This window comes from Solimonas variicoloris DSM 15731, assembly GCF_000382285.1.
GTDB lineage: Bacteria > Pseudomonadota > Gammaproteobacteria > Nevskiales > Nevskiaceae > Solimonas > Solimonas variicoloris.
The window spans coordinates 29,901-55,393 of record NZ_KB907937.1; the positions used below are offsets into that span (position 1 = coordinate 29,901).

General features: G+C 67.7%; 20 protein-coding genes. 11 read left to right on the forward strand and 9 right to left on the reverse strand.

Annotated elements, in window-relative coordinates; all coding sequences use genetic code 11:
- The first annotated feature begins 38 nt into the window (after window positions 1-38).
- Window positions 39-1,646, forward strand: a complete 1,608-nt coding sequence (gene pgi, locus H149_RS0113920) for a glucose-6-phosphate isomerase (RefSeq protein WP_211213606.1) — start codon at window positions 39-41, stop codon at window positions 1,644-1,646.
- On the opposite strand, the gene queG is transcribed toward pgi, so the two are convergent.
- Window positions 1,633-2,730 (reverse strand): tRNA epoxyqueuosine(34) reductase QueG, encoded by a 1,098-nt coding sequence (queG, locus tag H149_RS0113925; RefSeq protein WP_026353172.1) that lies wholly within the window; start codon window positions 2,728-2,730, stop codon window positions 1,633-1,635. The two genes, pgi and queG, sit on opposite strands and share 14 nt — an antisense overlap.
- A 73-nt stretch (window positions 2,731-2,803) precedes the next feature.
- On the opposite strand from queG, the gene H149_RS0113930 reads away from it, so the two are divergent.
- The 3 genes from H149_RS0113930 (at window position 2,804) to H149_RS0113940 (ending at window position 6,116) form a co-directional block, all read left to right on the forward strand.
- Window positions 2,804-4,303, forward strand: coding sequence for a bifunctional ADP-dependent NAD(P)H-hydrate dehydratase/NAD(P)H-hydrate epimerase (locus tag H149_RS0113930; RefSeq protein ID WP_039749047.1), 1,500 nt, complete (start codon window positions 2,804-2,806; stop codon window positions 4,301-4,303).
- Window positions 4,300-4,791: a tRNA (adenosine(37)-N6)-threonylcarbamoyltransferase complex ATPase subunit type 1 TsaE gene (gene tsaE / locus H149_RS0113935; RefSeq protein WP_020650380.1), complete on the forward strand. Its 492-nt coding sequence runs from the start codon at window positions 4,300-4,302 to the stop codon at window positions 4,789-4,791. The genes H149_RS0113930 and tsaE overlap by 4 nt, the downstream gene beginning before the upstream one ends.
- A 95-nt stretch (window positions 4,792-4,886) precedes the next feature.
- Window positions 4,887-6,116: an N-acetylmuramoyl-L-alanine amidase gene (locus H149_RS0113940; RefSeq protein ID WP_020650381.1), complete on the forward strand. Its 1,230-nt coding sequence runs from the start codon at window positions 4,887-4,889 to the stop codon at window positions 6,114-6,116.
- Window positions 6,117-6,292: 176 nt separating this feature from the next.
- Here the strand turns inward: H149_RS0113940 and H149_RS0113945 are convergent, their stop codons facing one another.
- The 5 genes from H149_RS0113945 to cysB form a co-directional block, all read right to left on the reverse strand.
- Window positions 6,293-6,568, reverse strand: a complete 276-nt coding sequence (locus H149_RS0113945) for a hypothetical protein (protein ID WP_020650382.1) — start codon at window positions 6,566-6,568, stop codon at window positions 6,293-6,295.
- 11 nt (window positions 6,569-6,579) lie between these two features.
- Window positions 6,580-7,314 carry a hypothetical protein gene (locus H149_RS0113950; protein WP_020650383.1) on the reverse strand — a complete coding sequence of 245 codons (735 nt, stop codon included), beginning with the start codon at window positions 7,312-7,314 and terminating at the stop codon, window positions 6,580-6,582.
- A 280-nt stretch (window positions 7,315-7,594) separates the two neighbouring features.
- On the reverse strand, window positions 7,595-8,107 hold the full coding sequence (locus H149_RS0113955) for a DUF934 domain-containing protein (RefSeq protein ID WP_020650384.1): 513 nt from the start codon (window positions 8,105-8,107) through the stop codon (window positions 7,595-7,597).
- Entirely contained in the window at window positions 8,104-9,774 is a 1,671-nt protein-coding gene (locus tag H149_RS0113960; RefSeq protein WP_020650385.1) for a nitrite/sulfite reductase, read from the reverse strand. Before H149_RS0113960 ends, H149_RS0113955 begins: the two co-directional genes overlap by 4 nt.
- 90 nt (window positions 9,775-9,864) lie before the next feature.
- Window positions 9,865-10,848 (reverse strand): HTH-type transcriptional regulator CysB, encoded by a 984-nt coding sequence (cysB, locus tag H149_RS0113965; protein WP_020650386.1) that lies wholly within the window; start codon window positions 10,846-10,848, stop codon window positions 9,865-9,867.
- Window positions 10,849-10,938: 90 nt separating this feature from the next.
- On the opposite strand from cysB, the gene H149_RS0113970 reads away from it, so the two are divergent.
- Complete coding sequence (locus tag H149_RS0113970; RefSeq protein WP_026353175.1) at window positions 10,939-11,736, forward strand: sulfite exporter TauE/SafE family protein; 798 nt, start codon at window positions 10,939-10,941, stop codon at window positions 11,734-11,736.
- Between the two features lie 26 nt (window positions 11,737-11,762).
- The gene (cysG, locus tag H149_RS0113975; protein ID WP_020650388.1) at window positions 11,763-13,172 is read left to right on the forward strand and encodes a siroheme synthase CysG; all 1,410 of its coding nucleotides are present in this window, start codon (window positions 11,763-11,765) and stop codon (window positions 13,170-13,172) included.
- Here the strand turns inward: cysG and dxs are convergent, their stop codons facing one another.
- From dxs to xseB, 3 genes are all read right to left on the reverse strand, one after another.
- Window positions 13,173-15,053 (reverse strand): 1-deoxy-D-xylulose-5-phosphate synthase, encoded by a 1,881-nt coding sequence (gene dxs, locus H149_RS0113980; protein WP_020650389.1) that lies wholly within the window; start codon window positions 15,051-15,053, stop codon window positions 13,173-13,175.
- A 98-nt stretch (window positions 15,054-15,151) separates the two neighbouring features.
- Window positions 15,152-16,045 carry a polyprenyl synthetase family protein gene (locus H149_RS0113985; RefSeq protein ID WP_020650390.1) on the reverse strand — a complete coding sequence of 298 codons (894 nt, stop codon included), beginning with the start codon at window positions 16,043-16,045 and terminating at the stop codon, window positions 15,152-15,154.
- Window positions 16,042-16,317, reverse strand: a complete 276-nt coding sequence (gene xseB / locus H149_RS0113990; RefSeq protein ID WP_020650391.1) for an exodeoxyribonuclease VII small subunit — start codon at window positions 16,315-16,317, stop codon at window positions 16,042-16,044. Before xseB ends, H149_RS0113985 begins: the two co-directional genes overlap by 4 nt.
- A 206-nt stretch (window positions 16,318-16,523) precedes the next feature.
- Here xseB and parE point away from each other — a divergent pair, with 206 nt between their 5' ends.
- From parE to htpX, 5 genes are all read left to right on the forward strand, one after another.
- The gene (parE, locus tag H149_RS0113995) at window positions 16,524-18,440 is read left to right on the forward strand and encodes a DNA topoisomerase IV subunit B (protein ID WP_020650392.1); all 1,917 of its coding nucleotides are present in this window, start codon (window positions 16,524-16,526) and stop codon (window positions 18,438-18,440) included.
- Window positions 18,441-18,537: 97 nt separating this feature from the next.
- Complete coding sequence (gene ybaL, locus H149_RS0114000; protein ID WP_020650393.1) at window positions 18,538-20,244, forward strand: YbaL family putative K(+) efflux transporter; 1,707 nt, start codon at window positions 18,538-18,540, stop codon at window positions 20,242-20,244.
- An 11-nt stretch (window positions 20,245-20,255) separates the two neighbouring features.
- Entirely contained in the window at window positions 20,256-22,133 is a 1,878-nt protein-coding gene (gene recQ, locus H149_RS21095) for a DNA helicase RecQ (protein WP_039749069.1), read from the forward strand.
- Between the two features lie 51 nt (window positions 22,134-22,184).
- Window positions 22,185-24,440, forward strand: coding sequence for a DNA topoisomerase IV subunit A (gene parC / locus H149_RS0114010; protein ID WP_020650395.1), 2,256 nt, complete (start codon window positions 22,185-22,187; stop codon window positions 24,438-24,440).
- 116 nt (window positions 24,441-24,556) lie between these two features.
- Window positions 24,557-25,444 (forward strand): protease HtpX, encoded by an 888-nt coding sequence (gene htpX / locus H149_RS0114015; protein ID WP_026353176.1) that lies wholly within the window; start codon window positions 24,557-24,559, stop codon window positions 25,442-25,444.
- Window positions 25,445-25,493: the final 49 nt, after the last annotated feature.

Genomic DNA, 25,493 nt, shown 5'->3' on the forward strand with positions numbered 1-25,493 from the left:
CGCAGATGAACGCCCCCACTCCCAAGACCGCAAGCGCGATGCCGGCATGGCGCGCGCTCGTTACTCACGCAGCCGCGATGGACGGCGTGCGCATTCAAGATCTGTTCGAGCACGATCCGGCTCGAGCGCGGCACTTCGTCTGCGAGGACGTCGGGTTCTATCTCGACTACTCCAAGCAGCGCGTCAGTCGCGAAACGCTGGAGCTGCTGCTCGGGCTGGCGCGTCAGCAACAGCTCGAAGTCTGGCGCGAGCGCCTGTTCAGCGGCGCGCATATCAACGGCACCGAGAATCGCGCCGCATTGCACATGGCGCTGCGCGCGCCGTGCGTCGCCGATTTTCGTGACGCCGGACGCCGCGTCGGCGACGAAGTGCATGCCGTGCTCGATCGCATGCGGCACTTCGCCGAGCGAGTGCGCGACGGTGATTGGCGCGGTGTGACGGGCAAGCGCATCACCGACATCGTCAACATCGGCATTGGCGGTTCGGATCTCGGCCCGCGCCTGGTATGCCACGCGCTCGGGCCGATGATCGATGGTCCACGGCCGCATTTCGTCGCCAATGTCGACGGCGCCGAGTTGCATGCGGTGCTGTCGCGGCTGCGGCCCGAGACAACTTTGTTCATCGTCGTCAGCAAGACTTTCAACACGCAGGAGACCCTGGCCAACGCGCTGCACGCGCGCGCGTGGCTGGCGTCGTCGCTCGACATCGAATCGGTCAGCAAGCATTTCGTCGCGGTCTCGACCAATCGCGAAGCCGTCGAAGCTTTCGGGATCGACGCCGATCATATGTTCGGCTTCTGGGATTGGGTCGGCGGCCGCTATTCGCTGTGGAGCGCCGTGGGTCTGAGTGCGATGCTGGCGCTTGGCCCGACGCGTTTTTCAGAGCTGCTGCGCGGCGCGCACAGCATGGACGTGCATTTCCGGCGTGCGCCGCTCGATCACAATCTGCCGGTGCTGATGGGTTTGTTGTCGGTCTGGAACGGCAATTTCCTGGGCACGACCAGCCACGTGCTGGCGCCGTACGCGCAGCGCCTGTCGCTGTTCTCGTCCTGGGCGCAGCAGCTGGAGATGGAGTCGAACGGCAAGCGCGTCACGCGCGACGGCGTCGCCGTCGACTATGCGACGACTCCGGTGCTGTGGGGCAGTGTCGGCACCAACGCCCAGCACGCCTATTTCCAGATGCTGCACCAGGGGCCGGCGGTGCACCCCGTCGACTTCATCCTGCCGGTTTTCGCCGATCATCCGTTTCGCGACATGCATCGCAAGCTGATGGCCAACTGCCTGGCGCAGGCTTCGGCGCTGATGCGCGGCAAGAGCGCCGACGAGGTACGCGCCGAACTGCGGGCCAAGGGCCTGGAGGGCGCCGCCCTGGAGGCGGCCGTTCCGCATCGCGTGTTTCCGGGCAACCGGCCGAGCAACACGCTGCTGATGCCACGGGTCGATCCTTTCCATCTCGGCGCCTTGCTGGCGCTCTACGAGCACCGCACCTTCGTGCAGAGCGTGCTGTGGGGCATCAACGCGTTCGATCAATGGGGCGTCGAATTCGGCAAGCAGCTGGCGAACCGCATCCTCGACGGGCAGGCGGATGGTCCGCTCGATCCGTCGACGGAAGAACTGATGCGCAAGCTGCGCCTCAACGCGAGCTGAGTCGCGACGGCGCCGTTTCGATTGTTGCGGATCGCTGACGCTCGAGCGCCCATGCGACGTGCTCGCGCACGGTTTCGTCAGGGTCGTCGAGGCGACCCCGCAAGGCGGCAACGATCTCCTCGGTGGCCGGCGCGTTGCCGAGTGCGACCGCCAGATTGCGCAGCCAGCGGGCATAGCCGGCACGGCGCAGTGCCATGCCTTCGGTGCGGCGCAGCCATTCGGATTCGTCCCAGGCGAACAGCGTGAGCAGCTGCGGCGCATCGAGTCCGTGGCGTGGTGCGAAATCGACCTCGGGACTGCGCTGCGCGTAGCGGTTCCAGGGGCAGACCAGCTGGCAATCGTCGCAGCCGAAGATGCGGTTGCCGATCAGCGGCCGCAGGTCCGGCGGGATCGAGCCGTGATGCTCGATCGTCAGATAGGAGATGCAGCGCCGCGCGTCGAGCCGGTACGGCGCGATGATGGCCTGGGTCGGGCAGATCCGAATGCAGGCCGAGCAGCGGCCGCAAAGGTTGTCGGCTGGCGGCGATGCGTCGGGCGGTAGCTCGAGATCGGTATAGATCTCGCCGAGGAAAAACCATGAACCGACCGTGCGGTTGAGCACGAGCGTGTTCTTGCCGATCCAGCCGAGCCCGGCATTGCGTGCGTATGCCTTCTCGAGCGCCGGAGCGCTGTCGGCAAGCACGCGGTAGCCGTGTGGTCCGACCGCAGCTTCGATGCGGCGGCCCAGTTTGAGCAGGCGGCTTCGTACCAGCTTGTGATAGTCGCGACCCAGCGCATAGCGTGAGATGTAGGCCTTGCTCGCATCGCCGAGCACCGCATCGGCGGCAGCGGCATCGCCTCGGTAGTTCATGCGCACCGAGATCACGCTCAGCGTGCCCGGGCGGAGACGCTGCGGATGTTCCCGTAGCGGCAGGTCGCGCGCGAGCCACGCCATCTGGCCGTGGAAGCCTTCGGCCAGCCAGTCGCGCAGGTGCTGAAGGTCCTCGCCGAGTTCGAGACGCGCGATGCCGGCGTCGGCGAAGCCGCATTCCTGTGCCCAGGACCGGATATCGGTCACGAGTCGCTGTGGGTCGGGAACGGGCATCGGTACGGCGGGGCGAAGGGCTGAAACGCGATTGTATGCGGGTGCCGCGCGGACGGCTCTTATACTGTCGGACATGGACGATATCGCTCGGCGACTCTATACGGCGGCCCAGGCGCGTGAGCTGGATCGGCGTGCGATCCAGGATTTCGGGATCTCCGGATACACCCTGATGCAGCGCGCGGCGCGTGCCTGCTGGGCCGCCGTGCAGCAACGCTGGCCGCGCGCGCGGTCGCTGGCGGTCATCTGCGGCAGCGGCAACAACGGCGGTGACGGTTACGAGCTCGCGCGGCTGGCCCGCGCGGCCGGCTGGATCGTGCAGCTCTACGCCGTGAGCGGCGAGCCCCGCCAGGGCGACGCGGCGCTCGCTTGCGCGGCCTGGAAAGGCGATGGCGGTGCAGTGCTGCCGATGCCGACCTGTTTGCCGGCCACCGATGTCGTGGCCGACGCCTTGTTCGGCACGGGCCTGAGCCGGACGCTGGACGATGCATCGAAGCTGGCGATCACGGCGATCGCACAGGCGCGCGCCGCCGGCGCAGGCGTGGTGGCGATCGACATTCCCTCCGGGCTCGATGCGACGCGCGGCGCGGCCGACTACGGAGCCGTGGTGCAGGCGGATCTGACGGTCACCTTCATCGGCCGCAAGCTGGGCCTGCATACCGGGCAGGGGCCTGCCGTCTGCGGCGCGGTGCAATTTGCCGGGCTTGAGCTCGGCCCCGAGGTTCATGAAGGGATGGCGCCGGCTGCGCGCTTGCAGGCCGCGGTCGATCTCGATGCCGTGCTGCCGCCGCGCGTCCCGACCGCGCACAAGGGCGAGCACGGACACGTTCTCGTGGTTGGCGGCAATCTCGGCATGATGGGGGCGGCGCTGCTGGCCGGGCGTGCCGCACTGCGTGCCGGTGCGGGGCTGGTCAGCATCGCCACGCGCCACGAGCACGCGGCGATGCTCACGGCGGTGCAGCCGGAGCTGATGTGCCATGGCATCGAGGATGCCGCCGGCTTGCGGCGACTGATGGCGCGCGCGACAGTCGTGGCGATCGGCCCCGGGCTTGGCACCGACGATTGGGCGCGCCTGCTGTGGACAGAGGTCATGGGTTCGAGCCAACCGCGCGTGCTCGATGCCGACGCGCTGAATCTGCTGGCGGCGGCGCCGGCGACCGTGCTCGGCGATACGGTACTCACGCCGCATCCGGGCGAGGCAGCACGTCTGCTGGGCGCGACGTCCGCGGCCGTGCAGTCCGATCGGGCGGCGGCGCTGCATGCCCTGCAGACGCGTTATGGCGCGGCCGTCGTGCTCAAGGGGGCCGGCACCATGGTCAGCGGCGTTGCGCCGCTCGTCTGCCCGTTCGGCAATCCCGGCATGGCCGTCGGCGGTATGGGCGATGCGCTGACCGGCATCATCGCGGCGCTGCGGGCGCAGGGGCTGGCCGCAGCGCTCGCGGCACAGGCCGGTGTGCTCGCGCATGCGCTGGCCGGCGACGCGGCGGCGTCGGCCGGTGAGCGCGGCCTGTTGCCGAGCGACCTGATCGATCGCCTGCGCACGATCGTCAATCCCGTGCGCAGGGGAATGTCGTGAGAATCGAGCAGGTTCTGGCCGACAGCGCAGCGACTGAAGCGCTGGGGGGCGTGCTGGCGCGCGTGCTGGCGGGTGGCGGCGTCGTGTACCTGCGCGGCGATCTCGGCGCCGGCAAGACGACGCTGGTGCGTGGTCTGCTGCGGGCGCTGGGCGTCGCCGGTGCGGTGCGCAGTCCCACGTACACCTTGCTGGAGATCTATGAGCTCAGCGGACGTCCGCCGATCCTGCACATGGACCTCTATCGTCTGCACGACCCTGAAGAACTGGTCGCGATCGGCGTTCGCGATTTTTCGCCGGAGCGCAGCCTCTGGCTCGTCGAATGGCCGGAGCGCGGCGAGGGCTTCCTGCCGGCCCCGAACGTGTGCGTCGATCTGTCCGATGCCGGCCACGGGCGTCGGGCCTGTCTGCAGAGCGATGACGCTGGCCTGATGGCCGAGCTGTGCGCGCAGCTGGGTACGAGCGCTCCCGCAGATTCGAGCCCTTCATGAAGAATGATCGCTATCTTCATGTTTGGACGGATTAAAATTTGCGGTTGAATAAAAAATAGGCTACTGTTCCGGCCAAATCCGCGAGGAAGGGATGTATGCGTTGGGGGATCGGACTGGCGCTCCTGTTCGCTGCGCCGCTGCTGCAGGCGGCGGAGCTGAAGGATTTGCGCGTCTGGGACGGCCCGGATTCGACGCGCGTCGTCTTTGACATCAGCGCGGCGAGCCGGCCGACGGTCTTCACGCTCGCCAACCCGGATCGTGTGGTTGTCGATCTGTCCGGTCTCGATGCCGCGAGCATCAAGCGTGCGTCGCGCGCGCTTCCCAAAGGATTCGTCAAGCAGATCCGCAGCGGTCCGCGGGATGACGGCATTCGCGTCGTGCTCGACGTCACCGGTAGCGTCGACGCCAAGAGCTTCGAACTGGCGCCGAACGAAGAGTACGGACACCGCGTTGTCGTCGATCTTGTCCGCAACAGTGCCGCATCCCCTGGCGATTCCGAGACCGCTGCGCCGGTGCCCGCACCCGCGGCAGTGCCGCCGGCTGCCAGCACGAGTGGCGGGACCCGTCTGCAGGATAAGCCGATCGTCGTCGCGATCGATGCGGGACATGGCGGCGAAGATCCCGGCGCGCGCGGCGCTTCGGGCCTTCAAGAAAAAGATGTTTCGCTGTCGATTGCGCGCAAGCTGGCTTTGCTGATCAATACGCAGCCGAACATGCGCGCCGTGCTGACGCGCGATGGAGACTACTACGTCGGCCTGCGCCAGCGCGTCGAGATTGCGCGCAAGCACCAGGCCGATATGTTCGTGTCGGTCCACTGCAATGCGTTCACGAAACGGGAGATGCAGGGCACGGCGGTTTATGTGCTGAGCGATCGCGGCGTCACCAACGAACAGGCCCGCTGGCTCGCAAACAAGGAAAACGCGGCCGATCTGGTCGGCGGCGTCGAACTGCACGGCAAGGACAACGATCTGGCTGCGGTCCTGATCGATCTGTCGCAAAGCGCGACCATGGAGGCCAGCTTCGATATCGGCTCGCGCATCCTGCGCTCGATGGGGCAGGTCAATAATCTGCAGAAGTCGGATGTCCAGCAGGCCGCTTTCGTCGTGCTCAAGGCGCCGGACATTCCGTCCGTGCTGGTCGAGACGGCCTTCATCACCAATCCGCACGAGGAAAAATTGCTCGCCAGCGAGGACTATCAGGGCAAGCTGGCAGCCAGCATCTTCACCGGCGTCAAGGGTTACTTCCAGACCTACCGACCGAAGCAGCAGCTGGTCGAAGTTTCGCCGCGCTTCACGAAGGTCGCCACCAAGGCTGCGCAGGACTGATCCTGTCTGCGCAGGCTCATGCGCGGCGTACCTTTCCTCGAAATTCGGGCTTGCACACCGCAACTACACGGAGCAGGCCGAATCCGAGTTGAGCACAGCCGCGAGATGAAGCAGTGCGGAGCCCATAAAAAAGCCCCTCTTGCGAGGGGCTTTTCGTAAAGATATTCCCGCAGTCATCAAAAGCTTGACCGCTGCGACGGCTTAGTCTTCGTGAAGTGTTCCCGGAGGCCTTCGATCGGGCCGCCCATTCGGCCAGGATTCGACGAGCCGGGGAGGCTGATGTAAGGATTGCCGGTGCCGCTGGCCGTGCTTAGGCCCGCGAAGTCAATACCAAGGCCGGCACTGCCGCTGGTCCCGCTGCTGCCGCTGCTGCCGGATTGTGCCATCGCCGGAAGCGACGCGCCGGCCACGATTGCCGCGAAGGCGATCTTGATGAGGGTGTGCTTGCGCATGTGCTGCCTCCTTAGTTGAACGCAAAACCGACGCCGACCGAACCGGCGAACTCGACGTCGCCGCCGTAACGCTCGCCGAGGTTGGTGGCACCGAGCGTGACCGTCAGCGGGAACGAGCGGAACGGGGCAACCGAAACCGCCGCGTTGGTGAAGCGGCCGGTGTACTCGGCGATCACCGAAATCTGCTGCGTGAAGTAGAACGCGGCCGAACCGAACACGTTGGCGCCGCTCTTGTTCGGTTCGTTGTAGATCTCATCGCCGATGCCGATGTTCAGGATCGTCGCGAACTGGCCGACCGGCAGCATCTTGCTGGCGACCGCATAGACACTCGACTTGTTCGAGTTCTTGTAGCTCTCGCTGCCCCAGCGGCCGGTGCCGTTGACGCCGACGGCGAACGAGGCGAAGCCCGGCAGATTGGTGTGCAGTTTCAGGCCGATCGATCCGGCTTCGCCGAAGCCGTCCGAAGCGCCCTTGTCGCCGAACAGCGAAGCCGCGACCGCCGAGACTTCCAGCGCCGCGTACTTGTCCGGATCGCCGAGACCGAAAGCGACGCCCAGCGAGCCATCGGCATCATCCGTGTTGCAATCGCAGGTCTGGCCATAGACGCCAGCGCCGAACGTACCCCAGCGCGCGCCGAAAGCGACCGGAGCCTGCAGGGCCGGTGCGGCGAAGCCTTTCAGTTCGCTGGCGGCGGCGCTAGCGGCTTCGGAGCCGCTCTGGGCCCACGCCGGCGCGCTTGCGAGCATCAGGGCGCCCGTTACCAGAACCGTCTTATTCTTTACCTTCATAACCGTGATTCCCCTGTGGTTGGCTCGTACGGCACGCTTCGATGCGTTTGTTGCGCCGCCGCGAAACACTCTAGTGTTTCAGATATCCAAATACAAGGCCCGAATTGGGGTGTGGAGCGTAGTGCGCAGGCGCCACAAATCTTCGTTGGGGCATAGGCTTACGCGACACTGACCGAATTCATCTTGCGATGCAAGAAAATCGGATTCGAATTGTGCCGCGGAGCACAGTTCGTACTCTTCAACGGGATGCGAACGCGGAACGTCGCAATTGCCGTACCCTGGGCAGGGCGTCGCAGGCGCCTTGATAGGCGAGATCGAAGCCATGCAAGGCGCGCGCTGCGGTCTCCGAATCCTGATCTTCACGCAGGACGAACGCGTCGATGCCGACGCGCGCCATGCTCTGCAGCTGATCAGCGACCACCGCCGAGCCGCGTGCACGAATCTGCCCACGATAGCCGAGCCGGCTGCGCAGCAGGCGCGCCTGGCTGTAGGCGCGCCCATCGGCGAACGCGGGGAACCATAGCTCGATCATCGGGCATGCCAGCAGCGAGTCGGGCAGCGTCGTGACGTCGATCGTATTGGCAAGCCGGACCGCGACCTTAGATCCGGTCGCCGCAAGCGCGTGCGTATCGCGATGCCAACGTTCGAGCGATACCACGATCGCATCCGCCGACGCCGGCAGCGGCGCGTCGTCGGCGAGTTCCTGGTATTCGTCCGTGGCAAGGCGCCCGTCGAGCAGCAGAACGTTCACGCCGCAACTCCGTCTTCCGCATAGATGCGGGTTTTGAACGGCGTCATGCCGATGCGGCGATAGCACTGCAGGAACGATTCATCTTCCGAGTGCCGTTGCTCCATGTAGACGGCGATGATCCGTTCGACGGCCTCGGCGATGTCGGCGCGGCTGATCGCCGGACCGGTGCGGTCGCCGAGGCTTGCGTCATCCTCGGCCGAGCCGCCGAGCGTGACCTGGTACCACTCCTCGCCGTGCTTGTCGACGCCGAGGATGCCGATGTGGCCGACGGTGTGGTGGCCGCAGCCGTTCATGCAGCCCGACATCTTGATCTTGATGTCGCCGATGTCGTACAGGTAATCGAGCGACTCGAAGCGGTCGGTGATGTCCTGTGCGACGCCGATCGAGCCGGCGTTGGCGAGCGAGCAATAGTCGAGGCCGGGGCAGCAGATCATATCGGTCAGCAGGCCGATATTCGGGGTCGCCAGATCGTACTGGCGCAGTGCCTGCCAGACGGCGTAGACGTCGCTCTGCCGCACTTCGGCGAGCACGAGGTTCTGGTCGTGCGTGGCGCGCGCTTCGCCGAAGCTGTAGCGCTCAGCCAGATCGGCGAGGATGTCGAGCTGCTCGGCCGAGACATCGCCGGGCACGCCGTTACGCGGCTTCAGCGACACGAACACGATCTTGTAGCCGTCGACGCGATGATCCTTGACGTTGCGCTTGGCGAAGGCGGCGAAGGCACTGTCCTGGCGCAGGTGCGCGGCGAAGCTCGCATCGTCGGCAGCGCCCTGGTCGTACGGGTGCTCGTCGAAGTGCGACTTCATGCTCTCGATGTCTTGCGCGTCGAGGCGCAGCTCGCCATCGCGGATCTGCGCCCACTCGGCCTCGACGAGTTCGGTGAACTTCGCCGGCCCCAGCTCCTTGACGAGAATCTTGATGCGTGCGCGGTGAATGTTGTCGCGGCGGCCCAGGCGGTTGTACACGCGCAGCACCGCTTCGAGGTACGAGAGCAGATCGAGTTCCGGCAGGAATTCGCGGATCGGATGGCCGAGCATCGGCATGCGGCCGAGGCCGCCGCCGACATAAATCGTGTAGCCGAGCTCGCCGGCCGCGTTGCGGACGATGTGCACGCCGATGTCGTGTACCTGCGTCGCAGCGCGATCGGTCTTGGTCGCCGAGAAGGCGATCTTGAACTTGCGCGGCAGCCAGTTGAATTCGGGGTGGAACGTCGCCCACTGCCGCGTCAGCTCGCAATACGGGCGCGGATCGACGAGCTCGTCGCGGGCGGCGCCGGCGAGATGGTCGGAGGTGATGTTGCGGATGCAGTTGCCCGAAGTCTGGATCGCGTGCATCTGCACGCTGGCCAGATCGGCAAGGATGTCCGGCACGCGCTCGAGCTGCGGCCAGTTGTACTGGATGTTCTGGCGCGTCGTGAAATGGCCGAAACCCTTGTCATACTCGCGCGCGATGTGCGCCAGCATGCGCAGCTGCCGGCCGGCGAGCAGGCCGTACGGGATCGCCACACGCAGCATCGGCGCGAAGCGCTGGATGTACAGGCCATTGCGCAGGCGCAGGGCCCGGAACTCTTCGTCCGGGATCTGTCCGGCCAGAAAGCGGCGGGTCTGGTCGCGAAACTGTGCGACGCGTTCGTCGACGAGCTTCTGGTCGTAGGAGTCGTAGCGGTACATGGCGGTGTCCTGCGCGGGACGCGCATTATCCGGGTTCCCATCCGGCGCGGCGGAATTCCGATCTTGAAGTTATAAGCTCATGCCGAACGGTTATTGGGCATCGGGCAGGGACTTCATCAATTCTTCGGACCTCTTTTGCCGCTGCTCGGCATCGGCGATCGCGCTGATCTCATCGACGACCTCGCGCGTCAGGTGCGGGGCGAACAGCTTCAGGAAGTCATACATGTATCCGCGCAGGAACAGTCCGCGCCGGAAGCCGATATGCGTGACGCTGTCTTCGAACAAATGATCGGCCGGCAGGCAGACGAGGTCGCGGTCGGTCTTCTCGTCGAACGCCATGCTGGCGATGATGCCGACGCCCAGGCCGAGGCGTACGTAGGTCTTGATGACGTCGGCGTCGACGGCCGTCAGCACTACGTCCGGCTTCAGGCCGCGCGCGGCGAAGGCCTGGTCGAGCTTCGAGCGGCCGGTGAAGCCGAAGGTGTAGGTGATGATCGGATGCGCGGCGATGTCCTGCAGCGTCAGCCGCGACTTGCCGGCGAGCGGATGGTCCGGGCGTACCAGGACCGCGCGGTTCCAGTGGTAGCAGGGCAGCATCACCAGCGTTTCGAAGTGATGCATGGCCTCGGTCGCGATCGCGAAATCGGCCTGGCCTTCGGCCGCCATTCTTGCGATCTGCGGCGGCGAGCCCTGGTGCAGGTGCAGGCTGACGCGCGGATAGAGCTGCCGGAACGGCTGGATCACCCGCGGCAGGGCATAACGCGCCTGCGTGTGGGTGGTGGCGATCGCCAGATCGCCGCGGTCGGCGTCGTGGAATTCCTCGGCGACGCGCTTGATGTTCTCGACCTCGGCGAGCAGGCGCTGCGTGCAGTCGAGAATGCGCTGGCCTGCCGGCGTGATCTCGGACAGATGCTTGCCGTTGCGCACGAAGATGTCGACGCCGAGTTCGTCCTCGAGCATGCGGATCTGCTTGCTGACGCCGGGCTGCGACGTGAACAGGGCTTCGGACGCGGCCGTGACGTTGAGGCCGCGCTGGGCGACTTCGTGGATGTAATGCAGCTGCCGGAGTTTCATGGCGGCCTCATATTCGGAAACAGAATAAAAGTATAGTCCGCTATTCCGGAATCTTCGACGGTTCGGGCGTCGATATACCTAAAAAATCAAATGCAAGAACTCGGCTTCATATTGGCAGGACTGGTGGTGGGCACCGCGGTCGGTGCGACCGGTGTTGGCGGCGGATCGCTGATGACGCCGATCCTGATCCTGTTCTGCGGCATCAAGCCGGCGATCGCCGTCGGCACCGATCTGCTCTACGCGAGCCTCAGCAAGGCGTTCGGCGTGGTCCTGCATCGCCGCAACGGCACGGTCAACTGGCGGCTGGTCGGCATGCTGTCGGCCGGCAGCGTGCCGGCGACAATCGTTACGCTCGTGGTACTCCGTCAGGTTCCGGCCGGGCCCGGGCTCGATCATCTGATCAAGCTGGTGCTGTCGGCGGCGATCATCGTCACCGCCACCTTCACCCTGCTGCAGGAGCCGCTGTTGCGCTGGATGCAGCGCAGCGGTCTGGCCATGAGCGCGGCGATGCTCGAGCGTCTGCAGGCGCCGCTGACGCTGCTCTCCGGAGCGCTGATCGGTACGCTGGTGACGATTTCCTCGGTCGGCGCCGGGGTGATCGGCATGATGCTGCTGCTGTTGCTGTACCCCAAGGAACGGCCAATCGTGCTGATCGGTTCCGACCTCGCACATGCGGTCCTGATCACCGGCATCGCCGGCCTGGGACATGCCGGCATCGGCTCGGTGGACTACCGCATGCTGGGGCTGCTGCTGGTGGGGGCCTTGCCCGGCATCTGGCTCGGCACCCGGCTGGGCTTTCGCCTGCCGCCGCGCCTGCTCAAGCGGCTCGTCGCCGCCTTTCTGATCTTCATCGGCGGCACGATGGCGGCCAAGGCGATCGCCGGCTGAACGCTTCGACACGCTAAGCTTCGCGCATGTCCGCCGATTCCGATGCCTGGCCGTACTTTCCCGTTTTCATCCGTCTGCGTGGCGAGCCGGTGCTGCTGGTGGGCGGCGGCGCGGTCGCTGCACGCAAGCTGCAGGCCTTGCGGCGTGCGCAGGCGCAGGTCGACATCGTCGCCGCCGTGCTCGAAGCCGAGGTGCGCGCAATCGTCGAGGCGGGACAGGCCCGCTGGCTGGCGCCGCACTTCGCGCCTGACCAGGTCGAGGGGCGGCGGCTTGCCATTGCCGCAACCGACGATCCCGTGCTCAACGCTGCCGTCGCCGAGGCGGCCGAGCGCGCCAATGTGCCGGTCAATGTCGTCGACGACGAGGCGCGCAGCCGCTTCATCGTGCCGGCCGTCGTCGATCGCCGGCCGCTGCTGGTCGCGATCTCGAGTGGCGGCGCGGCGCCGGTGCTGGCGCGGCGTCTGCGCGAGCGCATCGAATCGCTGCTGCCGTCCGGCCTCGGCCGGCTCGCCCGCTATCTGCAGAGCCGGCGTGCCCGCGTGCGCGGCACGGCGCACGTGCAGAAGCGCGCGATCTGGGAGCAGTTCCTGGATGGCCCCGGTGCCGAGGCGGCGCAACGCGGCGACGAATCCGCCGCCGACGCCGCACTCGAGCGGCTGATCGGCGGCGCGCCGCCGGCTGGCGAGGTCTATCTGGTCGGCGCCGGCCCGGGCGATCCGGATCTGCTGACCTTCCGCGCGCTGCGCCTGATGCAGCAGTGCGACGTCGTGCTCTACGATCGCCTGGTGTCGCCCGGCGTGCTCGACCTCGTGCGGCGCGATGCCGAGCGCCTCTTCGTCGGCAAGTCCCGCAACCGGCATACCGTGCCGCAGGAGGAGATCAACGCCGAGCTGGTCCGTCAGGCCCGCGCCGGCCGGCGCGTGCTGCGCCTCAAGGGCGGCGACCCGTTCATCTTCGGACGCGGCGGCGAAGAGATCGAAACGCTGATGGCCGAAGGGATCGCTTTTCAGGTCGTGCCCGGCGTGACGGCCGCCGCCGGCTGCGCGGCCTACGCCGGCATTCCGCTGACGCACCGCGATTACGCGCAGTCCTGCGTGTTCGTGACCGGACACGCGCGCAAGGACGGCCAGCTCGAACTGCACTGGGATCAGCTCGCGCGTCGCGGGCAGACCGTGGTGTTCTACATGGGCCTGCAGACGCTGCCGCAGATCTGCGCCGAGCTGCGCGCGCACGGCCTGCCGCCCGACTGGCCGGCCGCAGTGGTGTCGGACGGCACCTCGCCGGCGCAGCGCGTCATCGCCGCCACGCTCGACACGCTGCCGGAGGCTGTCGCCGCCGCCGAGCTGCACGGTCCGACCCTGCTGATGGTCGGCGAAGTCGTGAAGCTGCGCGAAAAGCTCGACTGGTTTCGCGGTCGCGCGGCGGCCGGCGTCTAGTTAGCCGCCGGTGCTGCCGCGCTTGGCCTCGTCGAGATCGCGCGAACGCAGGCGCTTCTGGATCGCGCGCAGGATGCCGGCGGTGTCGAGGCCGGCCTGCGCCAGCAATTCTTCGCGCGTGCCGTGCTCGACGAACTGGTCGGGCAGGCCGAGGTTCAGTACCGGCACCGTGTGATGCTGGGCGACCAGCACTTCGTTGACGCCGGAGCCGGCGCCGCCGAGGCGGACGTTGTCCTCGATCGTCACCAGCAGGTCGTTCTCGTTGGCGAGTTCGAGGATCAGCTCGGCGTCGAGCGGCTTGACGAAGCGCATGTCGGCGACCACGGCGTCGAGGATCTCGGCGGCTTCGAGCGCCGGCTGCACCATCGCGCCGAACGCCAGGATCGCGACGCGCGGACGGCGGCGGCCGTGCGCTTCGCGGACGATGCGGCCCTTGCCGACGGCGAGCGGCCGGGCCTCGTGCTCGGGGACCAGGCCGATGCCATTGCCGCGCGGATAGCGCACGGCGCTGGGCTGCGCCAGCGTCAGGCCGGTCGACAGCATGCGCCGGCACTCGTTCTCGTCCGACGGCGCCATCACCACCAGATTCGGGATGCAGCGCAGGTAGGAAAGATCGAAGCTGCCGTGATGCGTGGCGCCGTCGGCGCCGACCAGGCCGCCGCGATCGATCGCGAACAGCACCGGCAGATTCTGGATCGCGACGTCGTGAATCAGCTGGTCGTAGCCGCGCTGCAGGAAGGTCGAATAGATCGCGCAGACCGGCTTCATGCCCTCGCAGGCGAGGCCGGCGGCGAGCGTCACCGCATGCTGCTCGGCAATGCCGACATCGAAATAGCGCGCCGGGAAGCGCTGCGCGAACTGCACCAGACCCGAGCCTTCGCGCATCGCCGGCGTGATGCCGACGACCAGACGATCGCGCTCGGCGGCGCGGCACAGCCAGTCGCCGAACACCTGCGTATAGGTCGGCGCGGATTCGCTCTTCTTGGCCGGGAACGCGCCGGTGACCGGGTCGAACTGGGTGATGCCGTGATACTTGATCGGGTCGGCCTCGGCCGGCGCAAAGCCCTTGCCTTTGACGGTGACGACGTGCAGCAGCTGCGGGCCGCGCGCGTTCTTCAGACCGTCCAGCGCCTGCATCAGCGCCGGCAGGTCATGGCCGTCGACCGGACCCGAATAGCGGAAGCCGAAGGTCTCGAACATCGCGCCCGGATGGTCGAGGTGGGCTTCGTTGTGGGCGGCGCGCGGTGCGCGGGCTGCGTGCGGCGCCTTCATGCCGAGCTTCTGCATCAGGCGCGCCGAGTGGTCGCGCAGGGCGCCGACGTTCTCGGAGATCGACATGTCGTTGTCGTTGTAGATCACCAGCATGTCGAGGCCGAGATGACCGGCGTGGTTCAGCGCCTCGAAGGCCATGCCGGCAGTCATGCCGCCGTCGCCGATCACCGCGACCACGCGGCGCGTCTCTTCCTTCAGGCGCGCCGCGGCGGCCATGCCGGCGGCGGCCGAGATCGAAGTCGACGAGTGACCGACGCCGAAGGTGTCGTACTCGCTTTCGGCGCGCAGGCAGAACGGCGCCAGGCCGCCGAGGCGGCGGATCGTCTCCAGGCGCGCGCGCCGGCCGGTCAGCATCTTGTGCGGGTAGGCCTGGTGGCCGACGTCCCAGACGATGCGGTCGTGCGGGGTGTCGAGGCAGTAGTGCAGGGCGAGCGAGAGCTCGACGGTGCCGAGGTTGGCGGCGAAGTGGCCGCCGATCCGGCCCAGCGTCTCGATCAGGTAACGCCGCATCTCGACCGCGAGCGCCGGCAGCTCGTCGGCGGGCAGCTGGCGCAGTTCATCCGGCGTCTGGATGCGCCCGAGCAGGGCGTATCCGGGAATATCGGTCATGAAGTTTCTTATGTGCCCGAGGGCACCCTGTGCTGAAAGCAGTACGGGATTATCGGCCAAGGGGCTGCCCCGAACCAGTGCGTGAACGGCACTGTGGCTCAGTGGTCGCGGCCCTCGATATGGCGGGACAGCCACAGCAGGGGCTCCGCGCTGTCATTGAACAGCGCCAACGCCGCCCGCGCCGAGGCGAACAGCTCGGCGGCGCGGGCCTTGGCCGCCGGCAGGCCCATGACCGACGGGTACGTCGACTTGAGGCGGGCCTCGTCCTTGCCCGCCGTCTTGCCGAGCGCCGCCGAGCTGGCCTCGATGTCGAGCACGTCGTCCTGGATCTGGAAGGCCAGGCCGATGCACTTGCCGTAGTGATCGAGCGCGTCGCGCGCCTCGGCGCGCAGCGCCGGCGCGGCGGCGCAGGCGAGCCGCAGGCAGGCGCGGATCATCGCGCCGGTCTTGTGGACGTGCAGGGCTTCGAGTTCGGCCAGGGTCAGCTGACTGCCCTCGGAGGCGAGGTCGACGGCCTGGCCGCCGACCATGCCGCGCGAGCCGGCGGCCTCGGCGAGCAGGTCGACCATCTGAACGCGCTGTTCGGCGGACAGCCCGGCCTCGCGGTCGGCGACGAGGACCTGGAAGGCCAGCGCCTGCAGGCCGTCACCGACCAGGATCGCGGTCGCTTCGTCGTAGGCCTTGTGCGTCGTTGGCCGGCCGCGGCGCAGGTCGTCGTCATCCATGGCCGGCAGGTCGTCGTGGACCAGCGAGTAGACGTGGATCAGCTCGATCGCGCAGGCCGGCGCGTCGAGCGCGCGCGCCGGCAGGCCGAGCACTTCGCCGGCCGCGTACACCAGCAGCGGGCGCAGGCGCTTGCCGCCGTCGACGGCGTAGCGCATCGCCTCGTGCAGGCGCGCCGGATAGCAGCTCGCCGGCGGCAGCGCGCGTTCGAAGGCGGCCTGCAGGCGTTGCCGGTAATCCTCGACGCGCGCGGCGAACGGCGCGTTCACGGGCCTGCGTCCTCGTCTGCATCGTCATCGCCGTCGTGGTCGCTGGCGAGCAGGTCATGCACTTTCAGTTCGGCGTGTTCGAGCGAGCCGCGGCACTGGCGGGTCAGCGCCACGCCGCGTTCGAACAGGCGCAGCGACTCGTCGAGGCGCAGATCGCCGCGCTCGAGCGTCTGCACGATGCTTTCGAGCTCCTTCATCGCCTCCTCGAACTGGCCGACCGGGTCGGCGGACGGAGCGGGGGCGGGCGGCGGAACCGGGTTTTTGGCGGGCATGTTGAGCGCGGCTCGCGAGAGCCGGAGACGAAAGAGCCGTAGTGTAATCGCCGCCGGGCGCATCCAGAACGTCGCGGGCCGCAGCGGCGGTACCGGAACGGGCGGCGCAGGCGCGCGCCTGCGTGCCCGAGAACGGCGGCGAGGGCAATCTTGCCGAGGCGCGACGCATTGGCTACCTTCGCGCGTCCGCAACGCGACCCCCTCCGATGGCCAGCAACAATCAGTACAGCGCCGAAGCAATTGAAGTCCTTCAGGGTTTGGATCCGGTGCGCAAGCGCCCGGGCATGTATACGGACACCCAGCGCCCGAACCATCTCGCCCAGGAAGTGATCGACAACGCGGTCGACGAGGCGCTCGCCGGCTATTGCAAGAACGTCACCGTCACCGTCCACGACGACGGCTCGCTCGAAGTTGCCGACGACGGTCGCGGCATGCCGGTCGACATTCACCCGGTGCACAAGGTCACCGGCGTCGAGCTGATCCTGACCAAGCTGCATTCGGGCGCCAAGTTCTCGAACAAGCAGTACCAGTTCTCGGGCGGCCTGCATGGCGTCGGCGTCTCGGTCGTCAACGCGCTGTCGAATCGTCTCGAAGTGCGCGTGTTCCGCGACGGCACCGAGCATCTGATCGTGTTCAAGGACGGCGAAGTCGCCGAGAAGCTGAAGCCGGTCGGTACGGTCGCTAGGAACAAGCGCGGCACCACCGTGCGCTTCTGGGCCGATCCGAAGTATTTCGACTCGCCGAAATTCTCGATGCCGCGCCTCAAGCAGGTGCTGCGCGCCAAGGCCGTGCTGTGCCCGAACCTGCACGTCACGCTGATCGACAAGATCCACGGCGAGGAGCTGAGCTGGCAGTACGAGAACGGCCTGCCGGACTACCTGAAGGATGCGCTGCAGGGCGCCGAGACCTTGCCGGGCGAGCCTTTCATCGGCCAGTTCAAGGCGGCGCGCGAGGAAGCCGAGTGGGCGCTGGCGTGGCTGAACCAGGAAGGCGCGCGCGGTGAGCCGGTCGCCGAAAGCTACGTCAATCTGATTCCGACTGCGCAGGGCGGCACGCACGTCAACGGCCTGCGCACCGGCCTGACCGAGGCGATTCGCGAGTTCTGCGAGTTCCGCAACCTGCTGCCGCGCGGCCTGAAGCTGACGCCGGAAGACGTCTGGAACGGCTGCGCCTATGTGCTCAGCGTCAAGATGCAGGACCCGCAATTCGCCGGCCAGACCAAGGAGCGGCTCAGCTCGCGCGAGACGGCCGCCTTCGTGCAGGGCGTGGTGCACGATTCGTTCAGCCTCTGGCTGAACCAGCACACCGACGCCGGCGAGCAGATCGCGCAGCTGGTGATCGCCAACGCCAATGCGCGCCTGAAGTTGTCGAAGCAGGTCGTCCGCAAGAAGGTCACCAGCGGGCCGGCGCTGCCCGGCAAGCTGGCCGATTGCGTGTCCAACGACCCGGCGCTGACCGAGCTGTTCCTCGTCGAAGGCGACTCGGCCGGCGGCTCCGCCAAGCAGGCGCGCGACCGCGAGTACCAGGCGGTGATGCCGCTGCGCGGCAAGATCCTCAACAGCTGGGAAGTCGATGCCAACGAGGCGCTCGCCTCCCAGGAAATTCACGATATTTCGGTGGCGATCGGCGTCGATCCGGGCAGTGCCGACATCGCCAGCCTGCGCTACGGCAAGATCTGCGTGCTCGCCGACGCCGACTCCGACGGCCTGCACATCGCGACCTTGCTGTGCGCGCTGTTCCTCAAGCATTTCCGTCCGCTGGTCGCCGCCGGCAACATCTTCATCGCCATGCCGCCGCTGTTCCGCATCGACGCCGGCAAGCAGGTCTATTACGCGCTCGACGAGGCCGAGAAGAACGGCGTGCTCGACCGCCTCGCCGCCGAGGGCAGCCGCGCCAAGCCGCAGGTCACGCGCTTCAAGGGTCTCGGCGAGATGAACCCCTTGCAGCTGCGCGAGACGACGATGGCGCGCGACACGCGCCGCCTCGTGCAGCTGACGCTCGATGACGGCGTCGCCGACGCCGGCCTGTCGGCGGACAAGGTGATGGACATGCTGCTGGCCAAGAAGCGCGCCTCGGATCGCAAGGACTGGCTCGAGCGCGAAGGCAACCGCGCCGAGGTCTGAGCGCGCGGGAGCGATCTGTCGGGGAGGTCAGACGCGGAGGCGGCGTATTGCGTATCCTTGAAGGCAGTCCCCCGGTTCCCTTCCTCGCGCCCGACGCATGCATCATTCGACGCCCCTGATCGCGACCATCGTCGGCGGCCTCGTGCTCGCCTTCGTGTTCGGGGCGATCGCGCAGCGCCTGCGCCTGCCGCCGCTGGTCGGCTACCTGCTCGCCGGCGTGGCGATGGGGCCCAACACGCCGGGCTTCGTCGCCGACCAGAGCCTCGCCAGCGAGCTGGCCGAGCTCGGCGTGATCCTGCTGATGTTCGGCGTCGGCCTGCATTTCTCGCTCAAGGATCTGCTGTCGGTGCGCAAGATCGCCGTGCCCGGCGCGGTCGTGCAGATCGCGGTCGCCACGGCGCTCGGCGTCGGCCTCGCGCTGCTGCTCGGCTGGCCGCTCGGCGGTGGCATCGTGTTCGGCCTGGCGCTGTCGGTGGCGAGCACGGTGGTGTTGCTGCGCGCGCTGCAGGACCGCCGCCTGCTGGAGACCGACCGAGGCCGCATCGCGGTCGGCTGGCTGATCGTCGAGGATCTGGCGATGGTGCTGGCGCTGGTGCTGATTCCGGCGCTGGCGGAAGCCTTCGGCGCCGCCGGCGGCGCCTCGGTCGGGGCGGGTGCGATCGCCGCGACGCTGGCGATCACGATCGGCAAGGTGATGGCCTTCGTCGCGGTGATGCTGATCGGCGGCCGCCGCCTGATTCCGCGCATCCTCGACTGGGTCGCGCGGACCGGTTCGCGCGAGCTGTTCACGCTGTCGGTGCTCGCCGTCGCGCTCGGCGTCGCGCTCGGCGCCGCGTACCTGTTCGACGTCTCGTTCGCGCTCGGCGCGTTCTTCGCCGGCATGATCCTCGCCGAGTCGCCGCTGTCGCATCGCGCCGCCGAGGAGTCGCTGCCGCTGCGCGACGCCTTCGCCGTGCTGTTCTTCGTCTCGGTCGGCATGCTGTTCGACCCCAGCATCGTGCTGCGCGCGCCGCTGCAGCTGCTGGCGACGCTGGCCATCATCATCGTCGGCAAGTCGATCGCGGCGTTCGTGATCGTGCGTGCGTTCGGCTACACGCGGCCGACGGCGATGACGATCGCCGCCAGCCTGTCGCAGATCGGCGAGTTCTCGTTCATCCTCGCCGGCTTGGGGCTGGCACTTGGCCTGATGCCGCAGCAGGGCCAGGACCTGATTCTCGCCGGCGCGATCCTGTCGATTCTTTTCAATCCGGTCGCTTTCGCGCTCGCCGAGCGCGGCATGCGCAAGGCCGCGCCGCTGGTGATGCCGGCGGCCGCGACGGCGAGCGCCGCGACTGCCGAAGCGCCGGCGCCGCTGCGCACGACCACGCTGCACGGCCACGCGATCGTGGTCGGCTACGGCCGTGTCGGCAGTCTGGTCGCGGCCGGACTGCGCGAAGCCGGCGCGCCGCATCTGGTGATCGAGGATCGCGAGAAGCCGGCCGCGGTCGCGCGGGCCGACGGCGCCGAGCTGCTGATCGGCAACGCCGCCGAGCCGCGCGTGCTGCAGGCCGCCAATCTCGGCGGCGCCAGCCACCTGTTCGTGGCGATCCCGCAGAGCTTCGAAGCGGGGCAGGTGGTCAAGCAGGCGCGCAAGGCCAACGCCGAACTGGTCATCGTCGCCCGTGCGCATTCCGATGCCGAAGTGAGCTACCTGCAGCAGTGCGGCGCCAACATGACGATCATGGGCGAGCGCGAGATCGCGCAGGCCATGCTCGGCCTCGCCGTGGTGCCGGCATCGCGCCCGCCGGACTCCTTGCTACCGTGAATGCCGTGGCGATGCCCGCCGCTGCGGACGATGCGCTGCAGCGGGCGCTGAAGCGCTGGTTCGGCTTCGACCACTTCCGGCCCGGCCAGGAGGCCGTGGTCCGCGACGCCCTGGCCGGCCGCGATCTGCTCGCGATCATGCCGACCGGCGGTGGCAAGTCGCTGTGTTTCCAGCTGCCGGCGCTGCTCAAGTCCGGCGTCATGCTCGTCGTCTCGCCGCTGATCGCGCTGATGCAGGACCAGGTGCGGCTGCTCGACGAAATGGGCGTGCCCGCCACCTTCCTGAACTCGACGCTGGGCAGCGCCGAGGCGGCGTCGCGCATGGCCGGGCTGCTGCGCGGCGATTACCGGCTGCTGTACCTGGCGCCGGAGCGCCTGTTGCTGCCGGAGTTCCGCGACGGCTTCCTCGTGCGGCTGGCGCAGGCGCAGGGCATTTCGGCGATCACCATCGACGAGGCGCACTGCGTTTCGGAGTGGGGGCATGACTTCCGGCCCGAGTACCGCCAGCTCGGCAGCCTGCGCGCGCAGTTCGCCGCGGTGCCGGTGTTCGCGTTCACGGCGACGGCGACGCAGCGCGTGCGCGGCGACATCGTCGCCCAGCTGCAGCTGCGCGATCCGGCGGTGCACGTCGCCAGTTTCAACCGGCCTAATCTCTATTACGCGGTACGGCCGAAAACGCAGCAGACCTATGCGCAGCTGCTGGCGCTGGTGCGCGACGGCGGTGCCGGCATCGTCTACTGCCTGTCGCGGCGGCGCGTCGACGAACTTGCGGCACGGCTCGCTGCCGACGGCATCGCCGTCGCGCCGTACCACGCCGGACTCGACGCCGAGACGCGGCGCGCCAATCAGGAACGCTTCATCCGCGACGACGCGCAGGTCATCGTCGCGACGATCGCGTTCGGCATGGGCATCAACAAGCCCGACGTGCGCTGGGTCGCGCACTACGACCTGCCGCGCACGATGGAGGGCTACTACCAGGAAGCAGGGCGCGCCGGCCGCGACGGCGAACCCTCGCGCTGCATCCTGTTCTTCGGCCTCGGCGACATCCGCACCGCGGAGTTCCTGATCGCGCAGAAAACCGATCCGGAGTCCGGCGCGCCGCTCGAACAGGAGCAGCGCGTCGCCCGCCAGCAGCTGCGCCAGGTGCTCGACTACGCCGAATCGCACGAATGCCGGCGCGCGATCCAGTTGCGCTATTTCGGCGAGGCGTACGCGGGCAACTGCGGCGCCTGCGACAACTGCCTCGAGGCCAAGGTCACCGAGGACTGGACGCTCGAAGCGCAGCAGCTGTTGTCCTGCGTGGCGCGTCTCGCGCAGCGCGGCGAGCGCTACGGCGGCGCGCACGTGATCGACATCCTGCGCGGTTCCGAGAACCAGAAACTGATCGACCGCGGCCACCAGCAGCTGTCGACCTACGGCATCGGCAGGGCGCGTTCGCTCGACGAATGGCGCGCCTTGCTGCGCGCGCTGCTGCATCAGGGCCTGCTCGGCGAGACGAGCGACGGCTATCCGGTGCTGCGCCTGACGCCGGAGAGCCGCGACGTGCTCAAGGGCGAGCGCCGCGTGCGCGTCGTGCCGCCGCCGGCGCGCGAGACGGCGGCGACGCGCAAGGCCCGGCGCGCGTCCGCGGCGGCCGATCTGCCGCCGCAGGGACAGTCGCTGTTCGAACAGCTGCGCGCCCTGCGCAAGCGCCTGGCCGACGCCCAGAACGTGCCGCCGTACGTGGTCTTCAACGATGCCTCGCTGCGCGAGATGGCGGAAGCGCGGCCGCAGGATCTCGACGCCTTCGCCGACATCTCCGGCGTCGGCAGCCGCAAGCTCGAGCAGTACGGCGAGGCTTTCGTCGGTGCGATCCAGGCATTCTGCCGCGATGCCGGCGACAGGCCGTAGAATTCCGCTCCCTGACCGGGCCGCCGGCCCGAACCGATCCAGACCGACTCCATGAGCCAGAACACCACCGACAACGGCGCCGACACCGAGCGCCTGCCGCTGCGCGTCTTCGCCGAGAAGGCCTATCTCGACTATTCGATGTACGTCGTGCTCGACCGCGCGCTGCCGCACGTCGCCGACGGCCTCAAGCCGGTGCAGCGCCGCATCGTCTACGCGATGTCCGAACTCGGCATCAACGCTACCGCCAAGCCGCGCAAGTCGGCGCTGACGGTCGGCGACGTCATCGGCAAATACCATCCGCACGGCGACTCGGCCTGCTACGAGGCGATGGTGACGATGGCGCAGCCGTTCTCGTACCGCTATCCGCTGGTCGACGGCCAGGGCAACTGGGGTTCGCAGGACGATCCGAAGTCGTTCGCCGCCTATCGCTACACCGAGTCGCGGCTGACGCCTTACGCACAGACCCTGCTCGCCGAGACCGAGCAGGGCACGGTCGACTGGCTGCCGACCTTCGACGGCTCGCGCGACGAACCGCGCCTGCTGCCGGCGCGCCTGCCGAACATCCTCGTCAACGGCACCACCGGCATCGCGGTGGGCATGGCGACCGACATTCCGCCGCACAACATCCGCGAGCTGGTCGCCGCCTGCCTGCATCTGCTCAAGCATCCGAACGCGCACATCGAGAAGCTGTGCGAGTTCGTGCCGGCGCCGGATTATCCGACCGGCTGCGAAATCGTCTCCGAGCCGCACGACCTGCTGAAGATCTACCAGACCGGCTACGGCCAGATCCGCGCGCGTGCGCGCTGGGAGCGCGACGACGACGGCAACATCATCGTCACGCACCTCGGCCACCAGGTGTCGCCGGCCAAGGTGCTGGAACAGATCGCCGAGCAGATGCGCGCCAAGAAGCTGCCGCTGGTCGAGGACCTGCGCGACGAGTCCGATCACGAGAACCCGACGCGCCTGGTCATCGTGCCGCGCAGCAACCGTGTCGACGCCGAGCAGCTGATGGCGCATCTGTTCGCGACCACCGATCTCGAAAAGAGCCACCGCGTCAATCTCAACATGATCGGCCTCGATGGCCGGCCGCGCGTCAAGAACCTCAAGGACATCCTGTCGGAGTGGCTGGACTACCGTTTCGCGACGGTGACCCGGCGCCTGAATCATCGTCTGGCCAAGCTCAACGAGCGCCTGCATATCCTCGAAGGCTTGCTGATCGCCTACCTCAACATCGACGAGGTGATCCGCATCATCCGCTTCGAGGACGATCCGAAGGCCAAGCTGATCAGTACGTTCGCGCTGTCCGACGCGCAGGCCGAGTGGATCCTCGACCTCAAGCTACGCCACCTGCAGAAGCTCGAGGAAATGAAGATCCGCGGCGAGCAGGAAGAGCTGGCCGCCGAGCGCGCCCGGCTCGAGGAACTGCTCGGCGACGACGACAAGATGAGGAAGCTGATCGGCGACGAACTGCGCGAGGACGCCAAGAAGTACGGCGACGAACGCCGCTGCCCGATCAACGCGCGGCCGCCGGCGGCGGCGCTGGAGGCCACCGAGATTCTGCCGACCGAACCGGTCACCGTGGTCCTGTCGAAAGCCGGCTGGATTCGCGCCGGCAAGGGCCACGAGCTCGACCCGACGGCGCTCAGCTACAAGGCCGGCGACGAGTTCGGCCATGCCGTGCAGGGCCGGACCAACCAGCTGCTCGTGCTGCTCGACCACAAGGGACGCAGCTACACGCTCAATCCGCGCGAGCTGCCGAGCGCCCGTTCGCAGGGCGAGCCGGTGACGACCAAGCTCGATCTGCAGGACGGCGGTCGCATCACGGCCCTGCTGATGGGCGACGCCGGCGAGAAGCTCGTGCTCGGCAGCGACGAGGGCTATGGCTTCATCGCCAAGCTCGGTGATCTCGAATCGCGACTGAAGGCCGGCAAGGCCGTCATCAGCCTTTCGGCGACCGCCAGCGTGCTGGCGCCGGCGCGCGTCGGCGACGCCAGCCAGGACCGTTATGCGGTGGCGACCGCCGAGGGCCGCCTGCTGGTCTTCCCGCTCGCCGAGCTGCCGGAGCTGGCCAAGGGCAAGGGCAACAAGCTGGTCGCGCTCAAGGGCGAGGACCGCATTCTGGCCTCGTGCGTGGTGCCGGCTGACGCCAGCCTGACGCTGGTCTGTGGCAAGCGTACGCTGACCTTGAAACCGGCCGATCTGGCGCACTACAGTGGCTCGCGCGCCAGCCGCGGCAATCATCTGCCGCGCGGCTTCCAGCGCGTCGACAGCATGCAGACGGAAACGTCGGCGAAACCTTCGACTTGAAAATCCGGTCAAAAGCCCGAAATTACGCAAAGTCGGGTCTGTTAACAGATGCCTTCGCCGTGGCGAATGCATCTGACAACCGATCCCGATTCCTCGACTGAAAGGCAGTCTTGTCCATGAAAAGAGTGTTGCTGTTCCTGGCGACGAACCTCGCCGTGGTGCTCGTCCTGAGCGTCGTTACCTCTTTGCTCGGCGTCAATCGCTGGCTGACGGCGAACGGTCTCAACTATCAGGCGCTGCTGGTGTTCTGCGCCGTGTTCGGTTTCGGCGGTGCGTTCATCTCGCTGGCGATGTCGAAGATGGTCGCCAAGTGGTCGACCGGCGCGCAGATCCTCAAGGAGCCGCGCAATTCGTCGGAAATGTGGCTGCTGCAGACGGTCGAGCGTCAGGCGCGCGCCGCCGGCATCGGCATGCCGGAAGTCGCCGTCTACGACGCGCCGGAGCCGAACGCATTCGCCACCGGCATGAGCCGCAACAACGCGCTGGTCGCCGTGTCGACCGGACTGCTGCGCTCGATGAGCCAGGACGAGGTCGAGGCCGTGCTCGGCCATGAGATCAGCCACGTCGCCAACGGCGACATGGTCACGCTGACGCTGATCCAGGGCGTGGTCAACACCTTCGTGATGTTCCTCGCGCGCGTCATCGGCTACGCCATCGACCAGGCGTTGTTCCGCCGCAACTCGGAAGAGAGCAGTGGCCCCGGTCTCGGCTACATGTTCACGGTGATGATCCTCGAGCTGCTGTTCGGCATCCTCGCCAGCATGATCGTCGCCTGGTTCTCGCGGCAGCGCGAGTTCCGCGCCGACGCCGGCGGTGCGCACCTCGCCGGCAAGCGCAAGATGATCGCGGCCCTGCAGCGCCTGAAGGCGGCGCACGAACCGTCGACGCTGCCGGCCAACATGACGGCGATGGGCATCAGCGGTGGCCAGCTCGCCAAGCTGTTCTCGACGCATCCGCCGCTCGAAGTGCGCATCGAAGCGCTGCAGAAGGCGCAGGTGGTCTGAGGCGCGCGGCGTCACAGATAAAAAAGGCGGCCTCCGGGCCGCCTTTTTC

What these genes read in the sequence shown, in the direction of transcription:
- pgi (WP_211213606.1), top strand. Translation starts at nt 39, where the DNA reads ATGCCGGCATGGCGCGCGCTCGTTACTCACGCAGCCGCGATGGACGGC.
- queG (WP_026353172.1), bottom strand. Translation starts at nt 2,730, where the DNA reads ATGCCCGTTCCCGACCCACAGCGACTCGTGACCGATATCCGGTCCTGG.
- H149_RS0113930 (WP_039749047.1), top strand. Translation starts at nt 2,804, where the DNA reads ATGGACGATATCGCTCGGCGACTCTATACGGCGGCCCAGGCGCGTGAG.
- H149_RS0113940 (WP_020650381.1), top strand. Translation starts at nt 4,887, where the DNA reads ATGCGTTGGGGGATCGGACTGGCGCTCCTGTTCGCTGCGCCGCTGCTG.
- H149_RS0113945 (WP_020650382.1), bottom strand. Translation starts at nt 6,568, where the DNA reads ATGCGCAAGCACACCCTCATCAAGATCGCCTTCGCGGCAATCGTGGCC.
- H149_RS0113950 (WP_020650383.1), bottom strand. Translation starts at nt 7,314, where the DNA reads ATGCTCGCAAGCGCGCCGGCGTGGGCCCAGAGCGGCTCCGAAGCCGCT.
- H149_RS0113960 (WP_020650385.1), bottom strand. Translation starts at nt 9,774, where the DNA reads ATGTACCGCTACGACTCCTACGACCAGAAGCTCGTCGACGAACGCGTC.
- cysB (WP_020650386.1), bottom strand. Translation starts at nt 10,848, where the DNA reads ATGAAACTCCGGCAGCTGCATTACATCCACGAAGTCGCCCAGCGCGGC.
- H149_RS0113970 (WP_026353175.1), top strand. Translation starts at nt 10,939, where the DNA reads ATGCAAGAACTCGGCTTCATATTGGCAGGACTGGTGGTGGGCACCGCG.
- cysG (WP_020650388.1), top strand. Translation starts at nt 11,763, where the DNA reads ATGTCCGCCGATTCCGATGCCTGGCCGTACTTTCCCGTTTTCATCCGT.
- dxs (WP_020650389.1), bottom strand. Translation starts at nt 15,053, where the DNA reads ATGACCGATATTCCCGGATACGCCCTGCTCGGGCGCATCCAGACGCCG.
- xseB (WP_020650391.1), bottom strand. Translation starts at nt 16,317, where the DNA reads ATGCCCGCCAAAAACCCGGTTCCGCCGCCCGCCCCCGCTCCGTCCGCC.
- parE (WP_020650392.1), top strand. Translation starts at nt 16,524, where the DNA reads ATGGCCAGCAACAATCAGTACAGCGCCGAAGCAATTGAAGTCCTTCAG.
- ybaL (WP_020650393.1), top strand. Translation starts at nt 18,538, where the DNA reads ATGCATCATTCGACGCCCCTGATCGCGACCATCGTCGGCGGCCTCGTG.
- recQ (WP_039749069.1), top strand. Translation starts at nt 20,256, where the DNA reads ATGCCCGCCGCTGCGGACGATGCGCTGCAGCGGGCGCTGAAGCGCTGG.
- parC (WP_020650395.1), top strand. Translation starts at nt 22,185, where the DNA reads ATGAGCCAGAACACCACCGACAACGGCGCCGACACCGAGCGCCTGCCG.
- htpX (WP_026353176.1), top strand. Translation starts at nt 24,557, where the DNA reads ATGAAAAGAGTGTTGCTGTTCCTGGCGACGAACCTCGCCGTGGTGCTC.